Below are 22,194 nucleotides of genomic sequence, written 5' to 3'. Positions count from 1 at the left end.
GGCCCCCGCCGCTGTCTCCAGCTGCGGGGGCCTTCAGGGTGGTGCGCCCCCAGGGACTTGAACCCTGAACCCATTGATTAAGAGTCAATTGCTCTGCCGATTGAGCTAGAGGCGCATCCGGCTCGGTGACCCGAACCGAGGCTCAACACTAGCATCCGTTTCGGCCATCCCGCCAATCGAGGATCGCTCGTGTCAGCGGAGGTCTTTCCTCGGCATCACGATCTCTTTGATGATCAGGATGATCCCCGCCGAGATCGGGATGGCGACCAGCGCGCCCGGCAGGCCGAACAGCGTCGATCCGGCCAGCGCGGAGATCAGCACCACCGATCCGGGTACCTGAACGGCCTTCCCCATCACCCGCGGCGTCAGGATGTACGCCTCCACCTGCATGTACACGAGCATCAGCACCAGCACGACCACGCCGCTCACCGGCGAGTGGATGAACGCGAGCACCGACATGACCGCCGTGGTCAGCACCGTGCCGATGAGCGGGATGAGCGTGATGAAGAAGGCGGCGAGCGCGATCAGGAAGGCGCCGGGAACTCCGGTCGCCAGCAGCAGGATGAGGCTGTACACCGAGTTGCAGAAGGCGAGGATCACCATCCCGCTGAGGTACTTCCCGAAGTTCTGCAGGATGCGCTCGGCGTAGCTCTCGAATCGGGCCCGGTTGGAGCGGCGCACGAGCCGGTAGGCGGCCTGCTTCGTGCTGTCGTACGAGGCGATGAAGTAGATGGTCAGGATCGCGATGAAGAAGCCGGTCGTCACGGCGTTCAGCACCGAGAGGCCGAAGCCGAGTAGGCCGTTGCCGATCGTGGCCCACGTGTTCGGGTCCTTCGCCTGGTCCGAGATCCAGGTGAACACTTGCCCGAGGACGCCGTTGGTGGTCTCGTTTACCGAGTCGAACCAGCCCTCCGCCCGCAGGGCCGCGATCTCCTTCGGCACCTGGGTGGCCAGGTTCGCGATCTGCTGCACGATCAGCGGCACCACGACCCAGATGATGGCCACGAGCAGCGCGACGATGAGAAGGATGACGGTCACGATCGCCCACACGCGGGTCATCCCCCGGCGCTGGAACCAGCGGATCAGCGGATCGAGCCCGACGGTGGCGAACATCGCCAGGAACACCGAGAAGATGATCGACCGCAGGCCGTACAGCATGAAGCCGGTGGCGACGGCCCCGATCGCGCCGAGCGCGGCGAGGTAGCCGAACAGCAGCGGGCTGCGGCGGATGAGCGGCTCGGCGGAGGACGTGCGCGCGGGACCGCCGCCGTCGCGGCCTCGGCTGACAGGTCGCCGGATGAATCGCATGCTGCCTCCGCTCGACGCCCGGGACGGGCTACCTGGACTGTATTGGCAATCCGCCCGGCGAGGCTATCTTTCGCCGGCGGTCAGCCGACGTCATCGAACGACTCGAGTGCGCCCGGGTCCCCCGGCTCCGGGGCGGGCGTGAGCGGCGCGAGCTCCGCGGTCTTCTCTGCGAGGCTGCGCACCAGGCCGGCGTCCTCGATCTCGACGACGCCCTCGAGGTGGGCGGCCTCGCTGAGGATCTGGCTGGCCGGGCCGACGAGCACCTCGATGCGGTCTCGGTCCCCCTGCAGCGTCCGGCCCGGGACGAACACCGTGTCCGCGATGCCATGCCTGGCCAGTGCGCGTGCGTACTCCATCAACGCCTCCGCCAGGGCATCCCCGGTGTAGAACGCCGTTCCCGCATACACGATCCGTCGCATACCTCCACACGTACGCTTCGCGGCCCGGGCTGCCAACCCCGTACCCGGCTAGGCTCGTGGCTGTGACGAACACCGCCGACTCCCGCCCGCTCGACGGCGACCTCGCGCTGGCCCTGCGGCTGGCCGATACCGCCGACGCGATCTCGCTCCGCCGGTTCCGCGACCTCGACCTGCACGTCGAGACCAAGCCCGACCGCTCCCCCGTCACCGAGGCCGACCTGGCGGTGGAGCGCGCGATCCGCGACGCCATCGCGGCCGAGCGCCCGGGCGACGGCATCCTGGGCGAGGAGTACGGCACCGAGGGCGACAGCACCCGGCAGTGGATCGTCGACCCGATCGACGGCACCGCGAACTACCTGCGCGGCGTCCCGGTGTGGGGCACGCTCATCGCGCTCGCCGTCGACGGCACCCCCCGCGTCGGCGTCGTCAGCTCCCCCGCCCTCGGCCGCCGTTGGTGGGCGACGTCCGGCGGCGGGGCCTGGACGACGGATGCGCCCGGCGCCCAGCCGCGCCCGCTTCACGTCTCGGGCGTCTCCGACCTCGAGCACGCCTCGCTCAGCTTCCAGAGCATCGCCCAGTGGGACCAGGCCGGCTACCTCGACCGGCTCATTGACCTGACCCGGCGCATCTGGCGCGACCGGGCCTACGGCGACATGTGGTCCTACATGCTGCTGGCGGAGGGGGTGCTGGACGCCGTGGCCGAGTTCGACGTGAAGACCTATGACCTGGCGGCGCTCATCCCGATCGTGGAGGAGGCGGGCGGCACCTTCACGTCGGTCGACGGGACGCCGGGGCCGGGCAACGGCTCCTCCCTCGCGTCGAACGGGCTGCTCCACCCCGCGCTGCTCGACGCGCTCTCCGGAGGGCCCGCCGACCGCTAGCCGCGCGGCCCTTCCCCGACCCCCTAGGCTGGCCGGGTGAACGCAACGACGACGACGGAGCCGCTGGTCCACATCGCGAACTTCCGGATGGACTTCGGCCGCACCACCGTGATCCGCGACCTGTCCTTCGACATCCGGCGCGGTGAGACGTTCGGGTTCCTCGGCAGCAACGGCTCGGGCAAGACGACGACGATCCGCGCCCTGCTCGGCATCTACCAGCCGACCGCGGGCGTGCTGCACATCGACGGCCGCCCGTTCAGCCCGGAGGCCGGCGAACGGCTCGGCTACCTCCCGGAGGAACGCGGGCTGTACAAGAAGGAGTCCGTGATCGACGTCATGGTCTACTTCGGCCGGCTGAAGGGCCTTGGCGCCGAGCAGGCGCGCCGCTGGTCGCGCTCCTACCTGGAACGCGTCGGCATCGGCGAGAAGGAGAAGGTGCGGCTCGACAAGCTCTCCGGCGGACAGCAGCAGAAGGTGCAGCTGGGCGTGACCATCATGAACGACCCGGAGCTGCTCATCCTCGACGAGCCGACCAAGGGCTTCGACCCGGTCAACCGGCGCCTGCTCATGGACATCATCGACGACCAGAAGCGCGCAGGGTCCACGGTCATGATGGTGACCCACCAGATGGAGGAGGTGGAGCGCCTGTGCGACCGCGTCATCCTGCTGAAGGACGGCACCGCACGCGCCTACGGCACGGTCGAGGAGGTGCAGGACCAGTTCGGCGGCACGATCGTGCACGTCGACCACGCGGGCGCCATCCCGGACTCCCCCGCCTACCGGCTGCTCACCGACGACGACGGCCACGCCGAGCTGGAGGTGGCGGACGGCGCCGACCCCGCCGCGATCCTGCAGGGACTCGTGGATGCGGGCGTGCGCGTGTCCCGCTTCGCCCCCACCCGCAAGTCGCTCGACGACATCTTCGTCGAGGTCTACGGCGCCGAGAGCCAGGAGGACTGACACATGGCCCGCCACAACCTCAGCACCGTCATCGCCTTCGAGTTCCGCCGCACCGTCACCAAGCGGCGGTTCTGGGCGATCACGCTCATCCTCCCGATCCTGGTGTTCGGGCTGGGCGGGCTCATCATCGCGTCCAACGTGTCCACGGCGAACACGGCCGACCAGCAGAAGAACGCGCGCTTCGAGTTCCTGTACACCGACGCCTCCGGCCTCGTCGACGCGGGCATCGCCAAGGAGTACGGCGGCACGGAGATCGCCTCGGAGGCGGAGGGCGTCGAGGAGGTGCAGATCGGCGGGACCCCGGCGTACTTCTCCTACCCGGCCGACCCGGCCAAGCAGACCGTCAAGGTGTGGGGCGAGGACGCGGGGGTGTTCCAGAACAGCCGGTACTCCGCCGTGGCACAGTCGCTGCTGGCGGCGAGCGTGGAGAGGAAGGTCGGCGATCCGACCGACGTCGCGGTGCTGCGCGGAGACGTCAGCACGTCGACCACCACGTTCAAGGACGGGAAGGTCGCGCCCGGCTTCGAGGCCATCCTGCCCGCTCTGGTCTTCCTCGCGGCGTTCTTCATCGTGATCGTGTTCCTCGGCAACCAGATGCTGAACTCCACCCTGGAGGAGAAGGAGAACCGCGTCACGGAGATGATCCTGACGACGATCAACCCGACGAACCTGCTGCTCGGGAAGGTGATCTCGCTGTTCGCCATCGGCATCATCCAATTGGCCGTCTTCGCGCTGCCGATGCTGGTCGGGTATCTGTTCTTCCGCGACCAGCTGCAACTGCCGAACTTCGACCTCAGCGGGCTGGTGTTCGAGCCGCAGAAGATGATCGTCGGCGCCCTGATCCTGATCGGCGGGTTCGCGCTGTTCACCGGGACGCTCGTCGCCGTCGGCGCGGTGATGCCGACGGCGAAGGACGCAGCACCGGTGTTCTCGGTGGTGATCTTCGCCGTCGTCATCCCGCTGTACGCGTCCGGCTTCGCGATCAGCTCGCCGCAGGCGCCGATCGTGCAGCTGCTCGCCTACTTCCCGTACACCGCGCCGATCACGGCCCTCATCCTGAACGCGTTCGGCTCGCTGCCGCTGTGGCAGGCGATCGTCATCATCGTGGAGCTGTTCGCGCTGTCGGTGGTCGTGCTGCGCATCGCGGTGCGGCTGTTCCGCTACGGCTCGATCGAGTACACCAGCAAGGTGCGGATCCGGGATGTGCTCGGCCGCCGTCCCGAGCGCGCCCAGCCGACGCAGCGGACGGGCGCCTGATGCGCGCCGTCGTCGTGACGCAGCCGGGCGGGCCGGAGGTGCTGTCGCTCGCCGAGCGGCCCGATCCGGTCGCCGGCGAGCACGAGTTGCGCATCCGCGTCGCCGCCGCCGGGCTCAACGGGGCCGACCTCAGTCAGCGCCGCGGGTTCTACCCCGCCCCGGCGGGCGCTCCCGACTGGCCGGGACTCGAGGTCTCCGGCACGGTCGACGCGGTCGGCCCCGGCGTCGACGGCTGGAGCGTCGGCGACCGGGTGTGCGCGCTGCTGCCGGGCGGGGGCTACGCCGAGCTGGTCACGGTCGACGCCGGGCTCGCCCTGCCGGTGCCGGAGTCGGTGGACCTGGTCGAGGCGGCCGGTCTCCCCGAGGTGGCGGCGACGGTCTGGTCGAACGTGTTCCGGCTCGGCCGGCTCGTCGCCGGCGAGACGCTGCTGGTGCACGGCGGGTCGAGCGGGATCGGCAGCATGGCCATCCAGCTCGGCCGGGCGTTCGGCGCCGACGTCATCGCGACCGCGGGCAGCGCCGACAAAGCGGCGTTCTGCCGCGAGCTCGGCGCGCACGCGGCGGTGGACTACCGCTCGCAGGACTTCGTGGAGGCTGCGCTCGCGTTCACCGACGGACGCGGCGTGGATGTGGTGCTCGACATCGTCGGCGGGTCGTACATCGCCCGCGACCTGGAGGCGCTCGCCGTGGGCGGTCGCATCCTGTCCATCGCGGTGCGCGAACGGGAGCCCGCGTCGGTCGACATGGGACTGCTCATGCGGAAGCGGGCAAGCATCCACGGCACCACGCTGCGCGCACGTCCCCTCGCCGAGCGCACGGCCGTCATCGCCGGGGTGCGGGCGGCGGTCTGGCCGCTGCTCGCCGAGGGGCGGGTCCGGCCGGTCATCGACTCGGTGTTCCCCCTGGAGGATGCGGCGGCCGCGCACCGGAGGATGGAGAGTTCGGCGCACCGCGGGAAGATCCTGCTGCGCGTCGGGTGACCGCATCCACCAGGGCGGCCGAGACGGCGCCGAGCAGGTAGGCGAGCAGATCCGTCCACTGGAACGTGGTCCCGAGCACCAGCGCCGCGGCCGGGACGCTCTGCGCGAGCGCGGCCGGGATGCCGGTGAGCTGGAAGGCCTCGATCGCGGCGCAGATCGCGGTCGCGACGGCGGCGACCACGGCGGACCGGGCCCGCACGGAGACGGCCGCGACCACGACGTAGATCAGGGCCGCGTAGAGGGCGTCACCGGCGAACGCCGCGGCCGGGCCGTCCAGCCCGCGCGCCACCAGAAGGCCGGCGGGGACCATCAGAACGGCTGCGACGACCAGGGCGACTCGGCGACCGCGGACGGGAGGCATGGCTCAACGCTACGGTCGTCCCGGCGGCCGCGCGTCCCTCCTGCGGCGCAGACGCGTCCTCCGGTGGGAGGATCGTAGGCATGACCGACGCCCCCACCGACGACGCGCTGTCCCGTCTGCCGAAGGCCGAGCTGCACCTCCACATCGAGGGAACGCTCGAGCCGGACCTGGCCTTCGAACTGGCCGGCCGCAACGGCGTCGAGCTGCCGTACGCGGATGTGGCGGAGCTCGCCGCGCAGTACGACTTCGACGACCTCCAGTCGTTCCTCGACCTCTACTACGCGACGATGGCGGTGCTGCGCACCCGCGACGACTTCGCCGAACTGACCCGCCGCTACCTGCGTCGCGCTCACGCGCAGGGCGTGCGGCACGCGGAGCTGTTCTTCGACCCGCAGGCGCACACCGCGCGCGGAGTCGCGTTCGACGATGTGGTCGACGGGATCGGCGACGCCCTCGACGAGGCGGAGCGCGAGCTCGGGATGTCGGGCGGCCTCATCCTGTGCTTCCTCCGCGACCAGCCGGTCGCATCGGCCGAGGAGGCACTCACCGCGGGTCTCGCACGGACGGACCGCATCGTCGGCGTCGGGCTCGACTCCGCCGAGGTCGGCTACCCGCCGTCGCTGTTCGAGGGCGTCTACGCCCGGGCCAGGGAGGCGGGCCTGCACGTGGTGGCCCACGCCGGCGAGGAAGGGCCGCCCGCGTACGTGTGGGAGGCGCTCGACCTGCTGAAGGTGGAGCGCATCGACCACGGCATCCGCTCGATCGAGGACGACGAGCTGGTCGCCCGGCTCGCCGCCGAGCGCATCCCGCTGACCGTGTGCCCGCTGTCCAACGTGCGCCTGCAGGCGACGCCCGACCTGCGCGACCATCCGCTGCTCCGGCTCGACGCCGCGGGCGTGCAGGTGACGGTCAACTCGGACGACCCGGCGTACTTCGGCGGCTACGTGGGTCGCAACTTCGAAGCGATCCGGGATGCGCTGGGCGTCACCGCGGACCAGGCGCGCCGGTTCGCCCGCACGTCGATCGAGGCGTCGTTCGCGTCGGAGGACCGCAAGGCGCAGCTGCTCGAGGAACTGGAGGCCTGGCGGCCATGAGCGACCCGCGCACCTTCGTCACCGCCGACGGCCGCGCCGTCCGGTACTTCGACACCGGCGGCGACCCGGCCACGCCCGTGCTCATCTGGCATCACGGGACGCCCCAGACCGGCGCCGTGATCGCACCCGTCGCCGCGGAAGCCGCGACGCGGGGCCTCCGCGTCGTCTCGGCGGCACGGCCCGGCTATCCCGGCTCCGACGCGCTGCCCGGCCGCTCCGTCGCCGACGCGGCGGCGGACGTGCTGGCGATCGCGGACGCGCTCGGCGTCGACCGCTTCGTCACCGTCGGCGCGTCCGGAGGCGGACCGCATGCCCTCGCTCTCGCCGCCCTCGCGGGCGAGCGGGCGACGGCGGCGGTCACCCTCGCGGGGCTCGCCCCCTTCGACCACTCCCCCGACTGGTTCTCCGGGATGGCGTCGCCCGACGCCCTGCGCGCCGCGCTGGCCGGACGCGACGCCCGGCTGGCCTACGCGGAGACGGCGGAGTTCGACCCGGAGTCGTTCACGTCGCGCGACTACGAGACGCTGAAGGGGGTCTGGGGCGCGCTCGGCGCGAACGCTGGCGCCGGAGCGGCGGAGGGGCCGGTGGGCGAGGCCGACGACGACCTGGCCTACGTCGCCCCGTGGGGCGTCGAGCTGCGCGCGGTGCGCACGCCCGTGCTCCTCATCCAGGGCGGCGCCGACCGCGTCGTCCCCGCCCCGCACGCCGCAGCCCTGCTGGAGCGGCTCCCGAACGCCGAACTGTGGATCCGCCCGCGCGAGGGTCACGTCTCGGTACTCACTGCCCTCGGCGTCGCCCTCGACTGGGCCCGCACCGTTCGTGCCGAATGAGCGCAATTCGTGACGAATAGCGCTCATTCTGCACGAATCGCGGGCGCTCAGGAGGCGGTGCGCGGCCCGAGCACGAGGTCGACCAGCCGCTCGGCGTAGCCGGGATCGGCGGGGGTGCGGGCGAGGGCGCGGAAGACGAGCGCGCCGATGATGGTCTCGCTCACGTCCTCGATCGGGAGGTCGGCGCTCAGGTCGCCGGATTCGCGCGCCTCGCGCAGCCGGGACGCGAAGAGCCGCGGGTCCGCGAGGCTCTCGCGCAGCCGGCGCCCGACATCTTCGTTCTCGGTGGCCGCGGCGATCAGCGAGCGAAACAGGCCCTCGCCCGTCGGACTCTCGATGATCCCCTGTGCCGTTCGCAGCCAGGAGGTCAGGTCGGCTCGCAGGTCGCCGGTGTCCGGGAAATCGAGGGTGCCGGGCAGCAGCATCCCCTCGAGCAGGCAGTCCGCGATCAGGGCGCTCTTGCCGGACCACCAGCGGTAGACGGTCTGCTTTCCGACGCCCGCGCGCGCGGCGATGCCCTCGATGCTCAGGTGGTCGTAGCCGCGCTCGGCGAACAGGGCGGCGGTGGCGTCGAGGATCGCCACGCGCGCGGCCTCGCTGCGCGGAGCACCCCGTCGTCCGGCCATGGCTCCCAGCCTATCGTCACTTTACGAGACGGACCGTTGCGTATTATGAACCGACCCAAGCCACACGAAGGGACGTCATGGCCGAGCTGCTGTACCGGATCGGGAAGTTCTCCGCGCGCCGCGGCTGGCAGGTGATCGTCGCGTGGCTGCTCGTGCTCGGCATCGCCGTCGGCGGGTTCCTGATCGGCTTCAAGGGCCTCGCGAGCAGCTTCGACGTGCCGAACACCGCCTCCGGCAAGGTCGTCGACGAGCTCACCGAGAAGCTCCCGGACTATGCGGGAGCGTCGGGCACCGTCGTCTTTCAGACGAAGGACGGCTCCAAGCTCGACGCCGGCCAGCGGGCCGCGATCAGCGCGCTCGTGAAGGACGCGGACACCCTGCCGGACGTCTCCAAGGTCGTCGACCCGTTCGCCACCGAGGCGCAGCGTGCGCAGGCCCGGCAGCAGGTCGCCGACGGCCGGACCCAGCTGGATGCCGCGGCAGCGCAGCTCGACGCAGGGCAGACGCAGCTGGATGCCGCCAAGGCGCAGCTGCAGGCCGCGGGCGCACCCACGACGGCGCTCGACGCGCAGCAGCAGACCATCGACCAGGGCCGTACGCAGCTCGCCGAGAAGCGCACGGAGCTCGAGCAGGGCTCCGAGCTGCTGTCGCTCTCCGACGGCATCCGCGTCGTCTCGAAGGACGGCTCGACCGCCCTCGTCAACATCGCCTTCACCAAGCCCCGGCTGGAGCTGTCGGAGGGCGCGAAGCAGGCCGCCATCCTCCACTTCGAGTCGAAGCCCGTCGACGGCGTGCGGGTCTCCTTCTCCACCGACATCGCGCAGGGCGTTCCGCAGATCGTCGGCGTCGGCGAAGCGGTCGGCGTCGTGTTCGCCGCGATCGTGCTCGTCGTCGTGCTCGGCTCCCTCGTCGCCGCCGCGCTGCCCCTCGTCACCGCGCTGTTCGGCGTCGCCGTCGCCGCGCTCGGCTCCCTCGCCTTCTCCGGCGTCGTCGACATGGCCTCGGTGACCCCGGTGCTGGCGATCATGCTCGGACTCGCGGTCGGCATCGACTACTCCCTCTTCATCGTGAACCGGCACCGCCGCCAGCTGCTCGAGGGCGCCGAGGTGCACGAGTCGATCGGCCTCGCCAACGGCACCTCGGGCAACGCCGTCGTCTTCGCCGGCACGACCGTGGTCGTGGCCCTCCTCGCGCTCAACATCACCGGCGTGCCGTTCCTCGGGCTGATGGGCACGGTCGGGGCGGTGGCCGTGATCCTCGCAGTGCTCATCGCGGTGACCCTGACGCCCGCGCTCCTCGGACTGCTCGGGACGCGCCTGCTGAGCCGGAAGGCCCGTGCCAGGATCGGCACCGAGCGGCACTCCGACCCGAACGTCCGCCCGATGCGCACGTGGCGCGCGGTGCTCACGGTGGTCGTCACCGCCGTGGCGTTGCTCATCGTCGCCATCCCCGCCCTGTCGATGCGGGTCGGCCTGCCCGACGGTTCTTCCGAGCCGGTCGGCTCGACCACGTACGACGCGTTCACCGAGACCGCCGACGCGTTCGGCGCCGGGTCCACCGGTCCCCTGCTCGTCACCGCCACTGTCTCGGGAGGAGTAGACGAGGCGAACGTGACCGCCACGCAGCTTCAGGTGGCGAAGACCCTCGCCGACCAGCACGATGTCGCCGCGGTCGCGCCGATCGCGGTCTCGAAGGACCGCGAGCTGCTCGCCTTCCAGGTGGTGCCGAAGGAGGGCCCCAACGCGGTCTCCACCGAGAAGCTCGTGAACGGGCTGCGCGACCTCGGCCCGCTCGACGGCGGCATCCGGCTCGGTGTCTCCGGGCAGACGGCGATCAACCAGGACATCTCCGCCAACCTCGCCGCCGTGCTGCCGCTCTACCTGCTCGTCGTGGTGGGGCTGTCGCTGATCATCATGATCCTGGTGTTCCGGTCGCTCCTGGTGCCGCTGATCGCGACGGGAGGCTTCATCCTGTCGCTGTTCGCCACCTACGGCGCCGTCACGGCCCTGTTCCAGTGGGGCTGGGGCGCCGACGCGCTCGGCATCCACACCGGACCGGTGCTCAGCTTCCTGCCGGTGATCCTCGTCGGGATCCTGTTCGGCCTGGCCATGGACTACCAGCTGTTCCTGGCCTCCGGGATGCGCGAGGCGTACGTCCACGGAGCGCCCGCGCGGCTCGCGGTCGCCCGCGGCTTCCGCGCCGGCCGTACGGTGGTCGTCGCTGCCGCGCTCATCATGGTCTCCGTCTTCGGCGGGTTCGTGTTCAGCGACTCCACGATGATCCGCTCGTTCGGCTTCGGACTGGCGTTCGGCGTCCTGGTCGACGCGTTCGCCGTGCGGATGCTGCTCATGCCCGCGCTCATGCACCTGCTGGGACGCTCGGCCTGGTGGATCCCGCGCTGGCTCGACCGCATCCTCCCGAACGTGGATGTGGAGGGCGCCGCCCTGGAGCGCCGCCACCACGCCTGACCCCACCCGCACAGCGATTCGTGCCGAATGTGCGCTTCGCCCACCGCAGAACGCACATTCGGCACGAATCGCCCGCGTCGTCAGCCCGCCGTGGCGAGCGCCTTCGCCTTCAGCGTGTCGAATTCGGCCGGGGTGATGGCGCCGCTGTCGAGCAGCCGCTTCGCGGACTCGATCTCACCGGCCGCCGAGCCGGACCCCGCGACCGACCGGATGTACTGGTCGTTCGCCTGCTGCGCCTCGGCCGCGCCCGCCATGCTCCGCTGCGCCATCTTCCTGCCGCGGGCGATCAGGTAGATGAGCGCGGCGAGGAAGGGCACCACGACGATGAATAGCACCCACAGCGCCTTCGCCCACCCGTTCAGCTCGGGGTCGCGGAAGATATCGATGAGGATGCGGATGAAGATCGTGATGCAGACGATCACGATGTAGAACCAGAACGCCCAGACGAGGAAATCCCAGAAAGTCATGACGGCTCCCTTCCTACCGCCAAGCGCCCATCGCTTCGCGTGGCCAGACGGTACGTCCGGGGGTGCCGTCGTGGCTAGACGGCACCTGCTCACCAGGTGGCGGGGTGCACGAAATCCGCCGCGGGCCGGCCCAGCCACTGCGTGAGGCGCATCGCGAGATCCATGTCCGCAAGGCGTGCGGTGCGCAGGTTGGTCAGACGGCTCGGGGTGCAGCCCAGCTGTTCGGCCAGAGCCGCCCAGGTGAGTCCGCGTCGGCGCCGCTCGTCGTTCACGGCCCCGTGGAGTTCGGGAAGGTCCCAGCGCAGGCGGGCGTCGGTCCCGACCGACGGCAGGCGCGTGTCCCCGACCTCTCGCCCCTCCCCGAAGAGGAAGTCCTCGGGAGACCGTTCCAGCCATTGCAGCAGCATCAGCGCGTACTGGCAGGACATCGAGCCGCGTCTCACGGTGCGGACAAGCGCTCCCGAGCACACAGCATGGTCGTTCAGCGCGGCTCTCAGCTCGCCCGACTGTTGCGTCAGCTCCTCCGCCAGAGCCGGCCAGCCCAGCGCGAACCGCACCCGGCGGGCGTCCAGCTCAGCAACGAGGGCGTCCCCGTTGAAGACGAGAGCAATCGGCATGCGTGCAGTCAAGCACGCGCCACCGATCGCCGGAAGTGTCTCCGGACTCGAACAACGCGTGACAGCGACCATGGTGGAGATGGGGGGAATCGAACCCCCGTCCACTGCTGTGGTCATGTGCCTTCTACGGGCGTAGCCAGTGAAATCGCTTTCTCGGCCCCGGAGCTTGTCGCTGGCACCTGCTCCGACGGGCCCAGTATCAGTGGAAGTCCCTCTGCGCCCTGATGCTCAACGCAGAAGCAAGTTCTCTAGCTGACGCCAGGATCCGGGTAGAGAACAATTCCCGGTCTGACGGTCTCTCAAATGGCGGAGGTGGACTTACGCCGCGAGGGCGAAGTCGGCCTTGGCCGAGACAGTGCTCTTGTTATTGGCACTTATTTTTTCGCATGGATCGTTAACGAGATAACCATGCATCCTCGACCCGCTTCTCACAGTCACGCAGACAATGTCGAAACCGATCATCCCCGTGAACGGCCGTGAGGCCGGGTCGCTGTCACGCGCTGTTGAGTTGTCCAGATGCAGTGCCCGCCGTGATCCGGCGAGCTTCTCATCATACAACACCGACGGCTCCCGGATTATGCCAGCATCGATGGATGGCCGACACGATCATCACCGTCCAGGGCGAGTACGAGCTGCGGCACCCGGCGGAGCGGGGCGCGCTCCGGCTCCGCGTGTCCTACGAAGGTCCATCGCGGGATGAGGTGCTCGCGCTCACGGCGCAACGTCAGCTGTCCCTCACCTCCGAGCTGCGGGAGCTGCACAGCCCGCAGGCAGGCCCCGTCACGCAGTGGTCCTCCGACCAGCTCCGCGTCTGGGGCGAACGGCCGTGGGGTCCGGACGGCCAGCGGCTCGACGTCGTGCACCACGCCGAGGTCGGCATCGATGCCCTGTTCAGCGACCTGGCTGCGCTCTCCGACTGGGTAGGCGTGGTCTCCCTGCTCGACGGCGTCACGGTCGACGGGGTCACCTGGTCGCTGACGGAAGCACGTCGTCAGTCGCTGACGCAGGAGGCCCGCCGGCGCGCGGTGGAGAACGCGGTGGCCAAGGCGACCGTCTACGCGACGAGCCTCGGGCTCACCACGGTGAAGCCGGTCGCGCTCAGCGACCCGGGGATGCTCGGCGACGGGTCCGCACCCGGCCAGCCGCCGCAACCGTTGTTCGCACGCTCCGTGTCGGCCGACAGCGGCGGGGCGACGCTGGCACTCAAGCCGGAGCAGCTGACGATCGCGGTGCAGGTGCACGCCCGGTTCGCAGCGAGCTGACCGGCGCGCGACTCAGGACCCCGGCGTCGCGGGGCCCGGCGTCGACGGCGGCCGGGTCGGGAAGCCGGTGAGCTTCAGCACGCGGGTCGCGGTCACCGTCCCGCCGGAGCGGGTCCCGATCACGACGACCTCGTCGCCGCTCGCGAAGTCCGACTTCGAGGCCGACTGGCCCGGGACGCCGAACACCGTCGACGAGTCCACCTTCACCTTCACTGCGGCGAAGCTCTCGCGGTCGACGGTCCACGTGTCGCCGGAGATCGAGGCGATCGTCCCGCGGACCAAGACGTGGCCCATCTGGCCGTTGCCGTCACCGTTGCCCTTGCCGCCGTTCCCGTCACCGTCGCCCGGCCTCCCCGGCATGCCCGGCATCCCGGGGACCCCCGGCTGCTGCCCCTGCGGAAGCACGCGCGAGATCGCCCGCTCCCCCATATGCGTCACCACGTTGGCGACCGCGAAGGCGCCGGCGGTGAACAGCCCGAGCAGGATGACGACCGAGAGCACCAGCGTCGAGATCGCGAACGCGAGACCGTGCCGCTTGTAGAACGGCTCCGCCGGGGCGCCGGCCGGCCCCGTCCCTGCCGGCCCCGTCCCCGCAGCAGGCGGAGGCGTCGAATACTCCGGCCGGGGTGGAAGCGGCTCAGTGGGCTGGGTGTTGCTCATGCTCACATGAAAGCAGCAGTCCCCCCGGACCGCGCTGGGAACAGGTTATGGGTCCGATGAGAATGTCGGACCCTCAGGCCGGCTCGACGAGCACGGAACGGAGCTTCGCGAGCTCCACCTCGTCCAGCCCCGCGTCGAGCAGGTAGGCGCGCACGCTTCCGGCGCGCTCCTCGATGCGGTCGATCGTCGTCTCCAGCGCCTCGCGCGGGCTGCCGCCGAGGATCACCCGCAGGTCGGGCGTCACCTCGACCCCGTAGCCGCGGACGAGCTCCAGCATGCCCTCCAGCCACGGACCCTCGAGGTTGGCCTCGGTGAGGGCGTAGTCGGCGACGACCGTCTCGCGGTCGACCCCGACGGCCAGCAGCGCGAGCGCGATGACGATGCCCGTGCGGTCCTTCCCTGCCGTGCAGTGCACGACCACCGGCTCGTCTCCCGTGTCGGCGATCTCGCGCAGCGCGCTCACGATCACATCGGTGTGCTGGAACACGATCTTGTCGTACAGGTGCACGATCGTCGCACCGACGGTCGACGCCGACGCCCCGGAGCCTTCGAACACCGGCAGCCGCAGCACCTCGACGTCCAGCCCCTCCAGGTCGTCGGGCAACGACTCCACCTCGAAGTCGTCGCGCAGGTCGATCACGACCCGGACGCCCAGCTCCCGCAGGGCCTTGCGGCCCGACTCCCCCAGGCGGCCGAGCGCGTCGGCGCGGTACAGCTTGCCCACCCGCGTGGTGCCGCCCGCCGCCGGATAGCCCCCCACGTCGCGGAAGTTGTAGGTGCCGTCGATCGGGAGTCGCTGACCGGTGGAGTCCATGGGGCTAGTCTCGCACCGCCGGTCACTCGCCCAGGTGGTTGCGGGTCGACATGGCCCGGTCCGCCTCGCGCTTGTCCTGGCGCTCGCGCAGCGCCTGGCGCTTGTCGTACTCGCGCTTGCCCTTCGCGACCGCGATCTCGACCTTCGCCCGGCCGTCGTTGAAGTAGATCGAGAGCGGCACGATGGTGTACCCGCCTTGCTTCACCTTGCTCTCGATCTTGAGGATCTGCGCCTTGTGCAGCAGCAGCTTGCGCTTGCGCCGGGGCGCGTGGTTGTTCCAGGTGCCGTCGGCGTATTCCGGGATGTGCACGGCGTCGAGCCACGCCTCGCCGCCGTCGACGAAGCCGTAGCCGTCGACGAGCGACGCCCTGCCCAGCCGCAGCGACTTCACCTCTGTTCCGGTCAGCACGAGACCGGCCTCGAAGGTGTCCTCGATCAGGTAGTCGTGGCGCGCACGGCGATTGGTGGCCACGACCTTCTGGCCACGTTCCTTCGGCACGGCTCACTCCTCACGTCGACGCCGGATGCACCCGCGGGTTCGCGGGGGCAGCGGACCAGTCTAGCGCAGGGAGGCCCCTAGACCTTCAGGTAGCGCTTGATCGCGAAGTTCGCGGAGGCCGCGGCGAGCACCACGCCGATCACGACCAGGATGGGGATGACCAGCCAGGCCTGCTCCATCCCGACGAAGTTGATCGACTGGATGCGCTCGCTCAGGTACCCGCGGACGAAGAACTGCACGCCGAGTCCGATCACCACCGAAGCGAGGATCGAGCCGACGAGCGCCGCGATCACGCCCTCGATGATGAACGGGGTCTGGATGAAGCGGTTCGACGCGCCGACCAGCCGCATGATCCCGATCTCCCTCCGGCGCGAGAACGCGGAGAGCCGGATCGTGGTCGCGATCAGCAGCACGGCCGCGATCAGCATCAGCGCGGCGACGCCGATGGCCGTGTAGCTGGCCGCGTTCAGGATGCTGAAGATCTGATCCAGGTAGCTGCGCTGGTCCACGACGCTCTGCACACCGGCCGACCCGGACAGGGTCTCGGTGAGCACCGCGGACTGGTTCGGGTCCTTCAGATTCACCCAGAACGTCTGCGGGATCATGTCCGGCGTGACGAAGTCGGCGATCTGGTTGCCCTTGAACTGCTCCTTGAACTGCTCGTAGCCCTGCTTCTGGTCCTGGAAGTAGAACTTCTGGATGTAGGGCGAGAGCTCGGGCGACTCCAGCTGCTTCTTGACCGCCTCGACGGTCTGGTCGCTCGCCGGGCCGCTCGCGCAGTTGTCGGTCGGCGTGCAGAGGTACACGGCGACCTGGGCACGGTCGTACCAGTACGTCTTCATCTGGCCGATCTGCAGCTGCAGCAGCACGGCGGTGCCCACGAAGGTCAGGGAGATGAAGGTCACCAGCACGACCGAGACGACCATGGAGAGGTTGCGGCGGAGGCCGTTGCCGACCTCCGACCAGATGAGTCCTAATCTCATTTCGTCGGCCCCACATTCTGGTCGCCCTCACGGTCGGAGCCCTCGCGCAGACCGCTGAGGTCGAGGTTCGCCGTGAAGTTGAGGTGGTCGGGCAGCTCCTCCGAGGAGGGCGCCGGAGGGACGGGCGCGGTCGCGAACTGCTGCGGCGGCGGGTAGGCCGACGGCTGCTGCGGCTGGGCCGGCTGCTGCGGGGCCGGCTGCTGCTGCACCCGCTGCACCGGCGCGGTGTGCTGCGGCACCGACACGGGCGCCGTCGGCGTCGAGGTCGGAGCGTTCGGACGGGTCATCGGCTCGGCGTGGGCCGCGGCGCCCGCGATGTGCGATCCGGCCGCGGCCCCGGCGAACACCGGGGTCCCCGCGGTGACGGGCTCGTCGCGCTCCAGCGGCTGGGCGACCGGGATGGCGGCGGTGAAGCCGTACCCGCCGTGCCGCTCGTCGCGCACGATCTGGCCGCCGACGAGTTCGATCACGCGGCGCTTCATCTGGTCGACGATCGCCGCCTCGTGCGTTGCCATGAGCACCGTGGTGCCTCCGGCGTTGATGCGCTCGAGCACGGCCATGATGCCGGCGCTCGTCGCAGGGTCCAGGTTTCCGGTCGGCTCGTCGGCCAGCAGCACCTGCGGCTTGTTGACCACCGCACGGGCGATCGCGACACGCTGCTGCTCACCGCCGGAGAGCTCGTGCGGCAGGCGCTGGGCCTTGCCGTCGAGTCCGACCATCTTCAGCACGTCCGGGACGGCCTCCTGGATGAAGCCGCGCGACTTGCCGATCACCTGCAGCGTGAACGCGACGTTCTGGAAGACCGTCTTGTTCGGGAGCAGGCGGAAGTCCTGGAAGACGACGCCGATGTTGCGGCGGAAGTAGGGGACCTTGCGGGAGGAGATCGTGCCGAGGTCCTGCCCCAGCACGTGGATCCTGCCCTTGGTCGGCTTCTCCTCTTTGAGGATGAGGCGGAGGCAGCTGGACTTGCCCGACCCCGACGCGCCGACGAGGAAGACGAACTCTCCGCGCAGCACTTCGAGGTTGATGCCGTTCAGCGCCGGGCGCGCTGTGCCCGGGTACTGCTTGGATACGTGTTCGAACCGGATCATGACTGTTCGAGACTATGCAGTCGCGCGGCGATCCGCAGTAGCGACATGCCCGGCGGCCGCAAGCCTGACAGCGAGCCGGACGGCCGCCGCACGTCGCCTTTGCGCGATCAGGAGTCGGCGTCGGCCTTGTTGCCCGCACGCCAGCGGATGCCCGCCGCGATGAAGCCGTCGAGGTCGCCGTCGAAGACGGCACTCGGGTTGCCCGACTCGTAGCCCGTGCGGAGGTCCTTCACCAGCTGCTGGCCGTAGAGGAAGTAGGAGCGCATCTGGTCGCCCCAGCTCGCGGTGATGGTGCCGGCGAGCTCCTTCTTCTTGGCCGCCTCCTCCTCGCGCTGCAGCAGGAGCAGCCGGGTCTGGAGGACGCGCATGGCCGCTGCACGGTTCTGGATCTGCGACTTCTCGTTCTGCATCGAGACGACGAGGCCGGTCGGGAGGTGGGTGATGCGCACCGCGGAGTCGGTCGTGTTGACCGACTGACCGCCGGGCCCCGAGGACCGGAACACGTCGACGCGGATGTCGCCCTCGGGGACCTCGACCTCGGTCGCCTCCTCCATGAGCGGGATGACCTCGACCGCGGCGAACGACGTCTGCCGCTTGTCGGCCGAACCGAACGGACTGATGCGCGCCAGCCGGTGCGTGCCGGCCTCGACCGACAGGGTGCCGAAGGCGTACGGCGCGTCCACCTCGAAGGTGGCCGACTTGATGCCCGCGCCCTCCGCGTAGGACGTGTCCATCACTTTGACCGGGTACTTGTGCTGCTCCGCCCAGCGGAGGTACATGCGCATGAGCATCTCGGCGAAGTCGGTGGCGTCGTCGCCGCCCGCACCGGACCGGATGGTCACGATCGCCGAGCGATCGTCGTACTCCCCGCTCAGCAGGGTCTGCACCTCGAGGTCGCCCAGTGCGGTCTGCAGCGACTGCAGTTCGGCGCGCGCCTCCGCGGCGGACTCCTCGTCCTCCGCCTCGTTGGCCAGCTCGACCAGCACCTCGAGGTCGTCGAGCCGCTGCTCGATGGCGGTGATGCGCGACAGCTCGGCCTGACGGTGACTGAGCGCGCTGGTCACCTTCTGCGCGTTGGCGGTGTCGTCCCAGAGGTCGGGCGCCCCGGCCTGCTCGCTGAGCTCGGCGATCTCGGCGCGCAGCTTCGGCACGTCGACGACCGCGGTGATGTCGGAGAAGGTGGAGCGCAGGTCCGCGATCTGGGAGGAGAGGTCGAGTTCGATCATGTCGGCATCCAGCCTACCGGCCCGAGCCTCACCGCCGGGCGGGAGACCCCCGCCGAAAGTTGTACGGTGTTAACGACATGACTTCCGACGAGCGCCCGTTCAGCTTCCGCTCCGTCGCCCTCGCCGCCTTCCTCCCGACGCTGCTCTTCTCGATCGGGGAGGGCGCGATCATCCCGATCATCCCCGTCGCCGCCGGCAACCTCGGTGCAGGACTGGCGATGGCCGGCTTCATCGCCTCCATGGTGATGCTCGGCGAGCTGGCCGGCGACATCCCGAGCGGCTGGGTGGTCTCCCGCCTGGGCGAGCGCACCTCGATGATCGGCGCGGCCGCCGTCGCCATCGCCGGCGTCGCGGTCTGCCTGGTCGCGCCGAACTACTGGGTGCTGATGGCCGGCATCTTCCTCGTCGGGATCGCGACCGCGGTGTTCGCGCTCGCCCGGCACGCCTTCATGACCTCGTACGTTCCCGTCCAGTACCGGGCGCGGGCGCTGTCGACGTTGGGCGGCATCTTCCGCGCGGGATGGTTCGTCGGGCCGCTGATCGCCTCCCTCGTCATCAGCGCGACGGGATCGACGCAGTCGGTGTTCTGGATCTTCATCGTCAGCTGCCTCGGCTCGGTGGTCGTGCTGATCGCCCTGCCCGACCCGGAGAAGATGTTCGGACCGTCCGCCCGCGTCGCCGACGAACGCGGCGAGCGCGTCACCGAGGGCGAGGAGGACGCCGAGGAGCGCACGCACGGGCTGTTCCGCACGATCTGGTCGTTCCGCGAGGTGCTGCTGCGGATGGGCGCGGGGGTCTCCCTGGTCGCCGCGATCCGCTCGGCGCGCACGGTGCTGCTGCCGCTCTGGGCCGTGTCCATCGGGCTGAGCGAGTCGAACACGGCGCTGATCATCGGCATCGCGGGGGCGGTCGACTTCGCCCTGTTCTACGCCAGCGGGCAGATCATGGACCGGTTCGGCCGCATGTGGAGCGCGATCCCGTCGATGCTCGGACTCGGCGCGGGGTTCATCGTCCTCGCCTTCTCCCACGACCTGCCGTCGAACGTCACCTGGTACATCGGCGTCTCGCTGTTCCTGTCGGTCGCGAACGGCATCGGATCGGGCATCGTGATGACGCTCGGGGCCGACCTCGCTCCGAAGGACCATCCTGCCCCCTTCCTCGGCGCGTGGCGGTTCTCGGCCGACGCCGGGCAGGCGGCGGCTCCCCTGTTCGTCTCGCTCCTGACCGCGCTCGTCTCCATCTCGTTCGCCAGCGGGGTGATGGGCGTGCTCGGGCTGGCGGGCGCCGCGATGCTGGCGCGCTACATCCCGCGCTACGTCCCGCGGAGGGCGCGCCCGGCTTGATCGGGAATACCCTCGAAACGCGTCGCGCTAGCATCCATGCAGACGCATGAATCGAGGGGATGACATGGCCGGGACACTCGAACTCGGGATCGACACGTTCGGCGACGTGACGCTGGACTCCGACGGGGCCGCGCTGCCCCAGGCGCAGGTGCTGCGCAACGTGGTCGCGGAGGGGGTGCTGGCCGACCGCGTCGGCCTCGACTTCTTCGGCATCGGCGAGCACCACCGCTCCGACTTCGCCGTGTCCGCGCCCGAGGTCGTGCTGGCGGCGATCGCCGGCCGGACCGAGCGCATCCACCTCGGCTCGGCCGTCACCGTGCTGAGCTCCGACGACCCGGTGCGCGTCTTCCAGCGGTTCGCCACGCTCGACGGCGTCTCGGGAGGCCGCGCCGAGGTGATCCTCGGCCGCGGGTCGTTCATCGAGTCGTTCCCGCTCTTCGGTCTCGACCTGGCGAAGTACGAGGAGCTGTTCGAGGAGAAACTCGCGCTGTTCGCCGAGGTGCGCAAGCAGCAGCCCGTCACCTGGACGGGCGAGCTCCGCGCTCCGCTCACCGAGCAGTCCGTCTATCCGCACGTCGAGCACGGCCTGCTGAAGACCTGGGTCGGTGTCGGCGGCAGCCCGGAGTCGGTCGTCCGCGCCGCCCACTACGGCTTCCCGCTCGTGCTCGCGATCATCGGCGGCGGCCCGATGCGCTTCCAGCCGCTGGCGGAGCTGTACCGCAAGGCGCTGGAGCAGTTCGGCCAGGACACGACGCTGCCGATCGGCGTCCACTCCCCCGGCTTCATCGCCGAGACCGACCAGGAGGCGAAGGACACCCTCTGGCCGCACTACGAGGTGATGACCAACCGCATCGGCCGGGAGCGCGGCTGGCCGCCCGCATCCCGCGCCCGGTTCGAGCACGAGGCGGGGCCGGACGGCGCGCTCGTCGTCGGCTCGCCGGAGACCGTCGCGCAGAAGATCGCGTACGCCGCGAAGGGGCTCGGCGCCTCCCGCTTCGACATCAAGATGAGCAACGGGACGCTGCCGCACGAGGACCTCATGCGCTCGATCGAGCTCTACGGCACCGAGGTCGCTCCGCGCGTGCATGAGCTAATGTCGTAGCCGCGCGCTGACGCGTCGCGGGAGTGGTGAAACTGGCAGACACGCAGGATTTAGGTTCCTGTGCTTCACGGCGTGAGGGTTCGAGTCCCTTCTCCCGCACCGGTGGGTCAGACCAGGGGATGATCTTTCTCGGGCGACCGGGAATTCGCACGCTTCGTGCAGCTTCCGGCCATGGGCCGACGCTAAACTCGGGCTCAGCTTTCCCACCGATCCCTCATGGAGAACAGTGATCCATCACGCCGGCCTCATCCCGTGGCTCGACCCGCACACCATCATCTCGGCGGCGGGTCCGTGGGCGCTGCTCGTGGTCGCGGGGATCGTCTTCTCCGAGACCGGCCTGCTGGTCGGCTTCCTGCTCCCGGGCGACACCCTGCTCATCATCTCCGGGCTGCTGACCCACACGTCTCTCGTGTTCGGCGTCGACATCTGGTGGGTCTGCCTGGCGATCGCGTTCGCCGCGTTCCTCGGCGGAGAGGTCGGCTACCTGATCGGCCATAAGGCCGGTCCGCGGATCTTCGAGCGGAAGGAGTCCGGCTTGTTCTCGATGGAGAACGTGCGTCGGACGAACGCCTTCTTCGAGCGCTTCGGCGCCCTCGCGATCATCGTGGCGCGGTTCGTGCCCATCGTGCGCACGTTCGCGCCGGTCGCGGCAGGCGTCGGCCACATGAGCTACAAGAAGTACTCGCTGTACAACGCGATCGGCGCGCTGCTCTGGGGCGCGGGCCTGACGTTCTTCGGCTACCTGATCGGGTACATCCCGCCGGTCGCGGACTTCGTCTCGAGCTACATCGACGTCATCCTGATCGGCGCGGTGCTCATCACGCTCATCCCGACGCTCTTCCACTACTTCCAGTCGCTGCGGAAGGCGAAGCGCAAGCCGGCCGCCGACGACGTGACCGCGCCGCCCGTCGTCGACGCGCCCGCACCCTCCCACCCCGAGGTCTGA

At 70.0% G+C, this 22,194-nt stretch carries 23 protein-coding genes, 2 tRNA genes and 1 other RNA gene; 12 read left to right on the top strand and 14 right to left on the bottom strand.

From position 1 onward, the window contains the following. Positions 1 to 39: 39 nt before the first annotated feature. The 3 genes from HNO83_RS14525 to HNO83_RS14515 form a co-directional block, all read right to left on the bottom strand. Positions 40 to 115, bottom strand: a tRNA-Lys gene (locus HNO83_RS14525). A 77-nt stretch (positions 116 to 192) separates the two neighbouring features. Further along, positions 193 to 1,308 carry an AI-2E family transporter gene (locus HNO83_RS14520; RefSeq protein ID WP_175338237.1) on the bottom strand — a complete coding sequence of 372 codons (1,116 nt, stop codon included), beginning with the start codon at positions 1,306 to 1,308 and terminating at the stop codon, positions 193 to 195. Between the two features lie 80 nt (positions 1,309 to 1,388). Continuing rightward, on the bottom strand, positions 1,389 to 1,727 hold the full coding sequence (locus tag HNO83_RS14515) for a hypothetical protein (RefSeq protein WP_175338236.1): 339 nt from the start codon (positions 1,725 to 1,727) through the stop codon (positions 1,389 to 1,391). A 62-nt stretch (positions 1,728 to 1,789) separates the two neighbouring features. Here HNO83_RS14515 and HNO83_RS14510 point away from each other — a divergent pair, with 62 nt between their 5' ends. The 4 genes from HNO83_RS14510 (at position 1,790) to HNO83_RS14495 (ending at position 5,805) form a co-directional block, all read left to right on the top strand. Continuing rightward, positions 1,790 to 2,608, top strand: coding sequence for an inositol monophosphatase family protein (locus HNO83_RS14510; protein WP_175338235.1), 819 nt, complete (start codon positions 1,790 to 1,792; stop codon positions 2,606 to 2,608). An 87-nt stretch (positions 2,609 to 2,695) separates the two neighbouring features. Next, on the top strand, positions 2,696 to 3,568 hold the full coding sequence (locus HNO83_RS14505) for an ABC transporter ATP-binding protein (RefSeq protein ID WP_175338308.1): 873 nt from the start codon (positions 2,696 to 2,698) through the stop codon (positions 3,566 to 3,568). A gap of 3 nt (positions 3,569 to 3,571) precedes the next feature. Continuing rightward, positions 3,572 to 4,825, top strand: a complete 1,254-nt coding sequence (locus tag HNO83_RS14500; RefSeq protein ID WP_175338234.1) for an ABC transporter permease — start codon at positions 3,572 to 3,574, stop codon at positions 4,823 to 4,825. Beyond that, a complete protein-coding gene (locus tag HNO83_RS14495) occupies positions 4,825 to 5,805 on the top strand; it encodes an NAD(P)H-quinone oxidoreductase (protein WP_175338233.1) in 981 nt (326 codons plus the stop codon). Before HNO83_RS14500 ends, HNO83_RS14495 begins: the two co-directional genes overlap by 1 nt. Here HNO83_RS14495 and HNO83_RS14490 read toward each other — a convergent pair. After that, the gene (locus tag HNO83_RS14490) at positions 5,708 to 6,166 is read right to left on the bottom strand and encodes a ribosomal maturation YjgA family protein (protein ID WP_175338232.1); all 459 of its coding nucleotides are present in this window, start codon (positions 6,164 to 6,166) and stop codon (positions 5,708 to 5,710) included. The genes HNO83_RS14495 and HNO83_RS14490 overlap by 98 nt on opposite strands. Before the next feature lie 80 nt (positions 6,167 to 6,246). Here HNO83_RS14490 and HNO83_RS14485 point away from each other — a divergent pair, with 80 nt between their 5' ends. Continuing rightward, positions 6,247 to 7,260 carry an adenosine deaminase gene (locus HNO83_RS14485; RefSeq protein ID WP_175338231.1) on the top strand — a complete coding sequence of 338 codons (1,014 nt, stop codon included), beginning with the start codon at positions 6,247 to 6,249 and terminating at the stop codon, positions 7,258 to 7,260. Then, positions 7,257 to 8,090 (top strand): alpha/beta fold hydrolase, encoded by an 834-nt coding sequence (locus HNO83_RS14480; protein WP_175338230.1) that lies wholly within the window; start codon positions 7,257 to 7,259, stop codon positions 8,088 to 8,090. Before HNO83_RS14485 ends, HNO83_RS14480 begins: the two co-directional genes overlap by 4 nt. A 47-nt stretch (positions 8,091 to 8,137) precedes the next feature. Here the strand turns inward: HNO83_RS14480 and HNO83_RS14475 are convergent, their stop codons facing one another. After that, a complete protein-coding gene (locus HNO83_RS14475; RefSeq protein WP_175338229.1) occupies positions 8,138 to 8,716 on the bottom strand; it encodes a TetR/AcrR family transcriptional regulator in 579 nt (192 codons plus the stop codon). A gap of 77 nt (positions 8,717 to 8,793) precedes the next feature. On the opposite strand from HNO83_RS14475, the gene HNO83_RS14470 reads away from it, so the two are divergent. Further along, on the top strand, positions 8,794 to 11,184 hold the full coding sequence (locus HNO83_RS14470; RefSeq protein ID WP_175338228.1) for an MMPL family transporter: 2,391 nt from the start codon (positions 8,794 to 8,796) through the stop codon (positions 11,182 to 11,184). An 80-nt stretch (positions 11,185 to 11,264) separates the two neighbouring features. Here HNO83_RS14470 and HNO83_RS14465 read toward each other — a convergent pair whose 3' ends face one another. The 3 genes from HNO83_RS14465 to ssrA form a co-directional block, all read right to left on the bottom strand. After that, positions 11,265 to 11,651 carry an SHOCT domain-containing protein gene (locus tag HNO83_RS14465; RefSeq protein ID WP_175338227.1) on the bottom strand — a complete coding sequence of 129 codons (387 nt, stop codon included), beginning with the start codon at positions 11,649 to 11,651 and terminating at the stop codon, positions 11,265 to 11,267. An 89-nt stretch (positions 11,652 to 11,740) separates the two neighbouring features. Then, on the bottom strand, positions 11,741 to 12,268 hold the full coding sequence (locus HNO83_RS14460; RefSeq protein ID WP_175338226.1) for a helix-turn-helix domain-containing protein: 528 nt from the start codon (positions 12,266 to 12,268) through the stop codon (positions 11,741 to 11,743). A gap of 71 nt (positions 12,269 to 12,339) precedes the next feature. After that, positions 12,340 to 12,734, bottom strand: a transfer-messenger RNA (tmRNA) gene (ssrA, locus tag HNO83_RS14455). 127 nt (positions 12,735 to 12,861) lie between these two features. On the opposite strand from ssrA, the gene HNO83_RS14450 reads away from it, so the two are divergent. Beyond that, the gene (locus tag HNO83_RS14450; protein ID WP_175338225.1) at positions 12,862 to 13,530 is read left to right on the top strand and encodes an SIMPL domain-containing protein; all 669 of its coding nucleotides are present in this window, start codon (positions 12,862 to 12,864) and stop codon (positions 13,528 to 13,530) included. Between the two features lie 12 nt (positions 13,531 to 13,542). On the opposite strand, the gene HNO83_RS14445 is transcribed toward HNO83_RS14450, so the two are convergent. From HNO83_RS14445 to prfB, 6 genes are all read right to left on the bottom strand, one after another. Further along, a complete protein-coding gene (locus HNO83_RS14445) occupies positions 13,543 to 14,190 on the bottom strand; it encodes a DUF5666 domain-containing protein (protein ID WP_217499075.1) in 648 nt (215 codons plus the stop codon). A 73-nt stretch (positions 14,191 to 14,263) separates the two neighbouring features. Beyond that, positions 14,264 to 15,004: a tyrosine-protein phosphatase gene (locus HNO83_RS14440; RefSeq protein ID WP_175338223.1), complete on the bottom strand. Its 741-nt coding sequence runs from the start codon at positions 15,002 to 15,004 to the stop codon at positions 14,264 to 14,266. A gap of 22 nt (positions 15,005 to 15,026) precedes the next feature. Then, on the bottom strand, positions 15,027 to 15,503 hold the full coding sequence (gene smpB, locus HNO83_RS14435; protein WP_175338222.1) for an SsrA-binding protein SmpB: 477 nt from the start codon (positions 15,501 to 15,503) through the stop codon (positions 15,027 to 15,029). Between the two features lie 77 nt (positions 15,504 to 15,580). Then, positions 15,581 to 16,486 carry a permease-like cell division protein FtsX gene (ftsX, locus tag HNO83_RS14430; RefSeq protein WP_175338221.1) on the bottom strand — a complete coding sequence of 302 codons (906 nt, stop codon included), beginning with the start codon at positions 16,484 to 16,486 and terminating at the stop codon, positions 15,581 to 15,583. Next, complete coding sequence (gene ftsE / locus HNO83_RS14425; protein WP_175338220.1) at positions 16,483 to 17,577, bottom strand: cell division ATP-binding protein FtsE; 1,095 nt, start codon at positions 17,575 to 17,577, stop codon at positions 16,483 to 16,485. The genes ftsX and ftsE overlap by 4 nt, the downstream gene beginning before the upstream one ends. Positions 17,578 to 17,684: 107 nt before the next feature. After that, entirely contained in the window at positions 17,685 to 18,803 is a 1,119-nt protein-coding gene (gene prfB, locus HNO83_RS14420) for a peptide chain release factor 2 (protein WP_175338219.1), read from the bottom strand. A 77-nt stretch (positions 18,804 to 18,880) separates the two neighbouring features. Between prfB and HNO83_RS14415 the strand changes: the two genes are divergently transcribed. The 4 genes from HNO83_RS14415 to HNO83_RS14400 all read left to right on the top strand — a co-directional run bounded on the left by HNO83_RS14415 (position 18,881) and on the right by HNO83_RS14400 (position 22,194). Beyond that, positions 18,881 to 20,146 carry an MFS transporter gene (locus HNO83_RS14415; protein WP_175338218.1) on the top strand — a complete coding sequence of 422 codons (1,266 nt, stop codon included), beginning with the start codon at positions 18,881 to 18,883 and terminating at the stop codon, positions 20,144 to 20,146. A 64-nt stretch (positions 20,147 to 20,210) separates the two neighbouring features. Continuing rightward, on the top strand, positions 20,211 to 21,248 hold the full coding sequence (locus HNO83_RS14410; protein WP_175338217.1) for an LLM class flavin-dependent oxidoreductase: 1,038 nt from the start codon (positions 20,211 to 20,213) through the stop codon (positions 21,246 to 21,248). A gap of 17 nt (positions 21,249 to 21,265) precedes the next feature. Then, positions 21,266 to 21,347, top strand: a tRNA-Leu gene (locus HNO83_RS14405). Positions 21,348 to 21,474: 127 nt separating this feature from the next. Further along, a complete protein-coding gene (locus HNO83_RS14400; RefSeq protein ID WP_175338216.1) occupies positions 21,475 to 22,194 on the top strand; it encodes a DedA family protein in 720 nt (239 codons plus the stop codon).

This window comes from Leifsonia sp. C5G2 (assembly GCF_013359685.1).
Lineage (GTDB): Bacteria > Actinomycetota > Actinomycetes > Actinomycetales > Microbacteriaceae > Leifsonia.
This window is presented reverse-complemented; position numbering and strand designations above follow the sequence as displayed.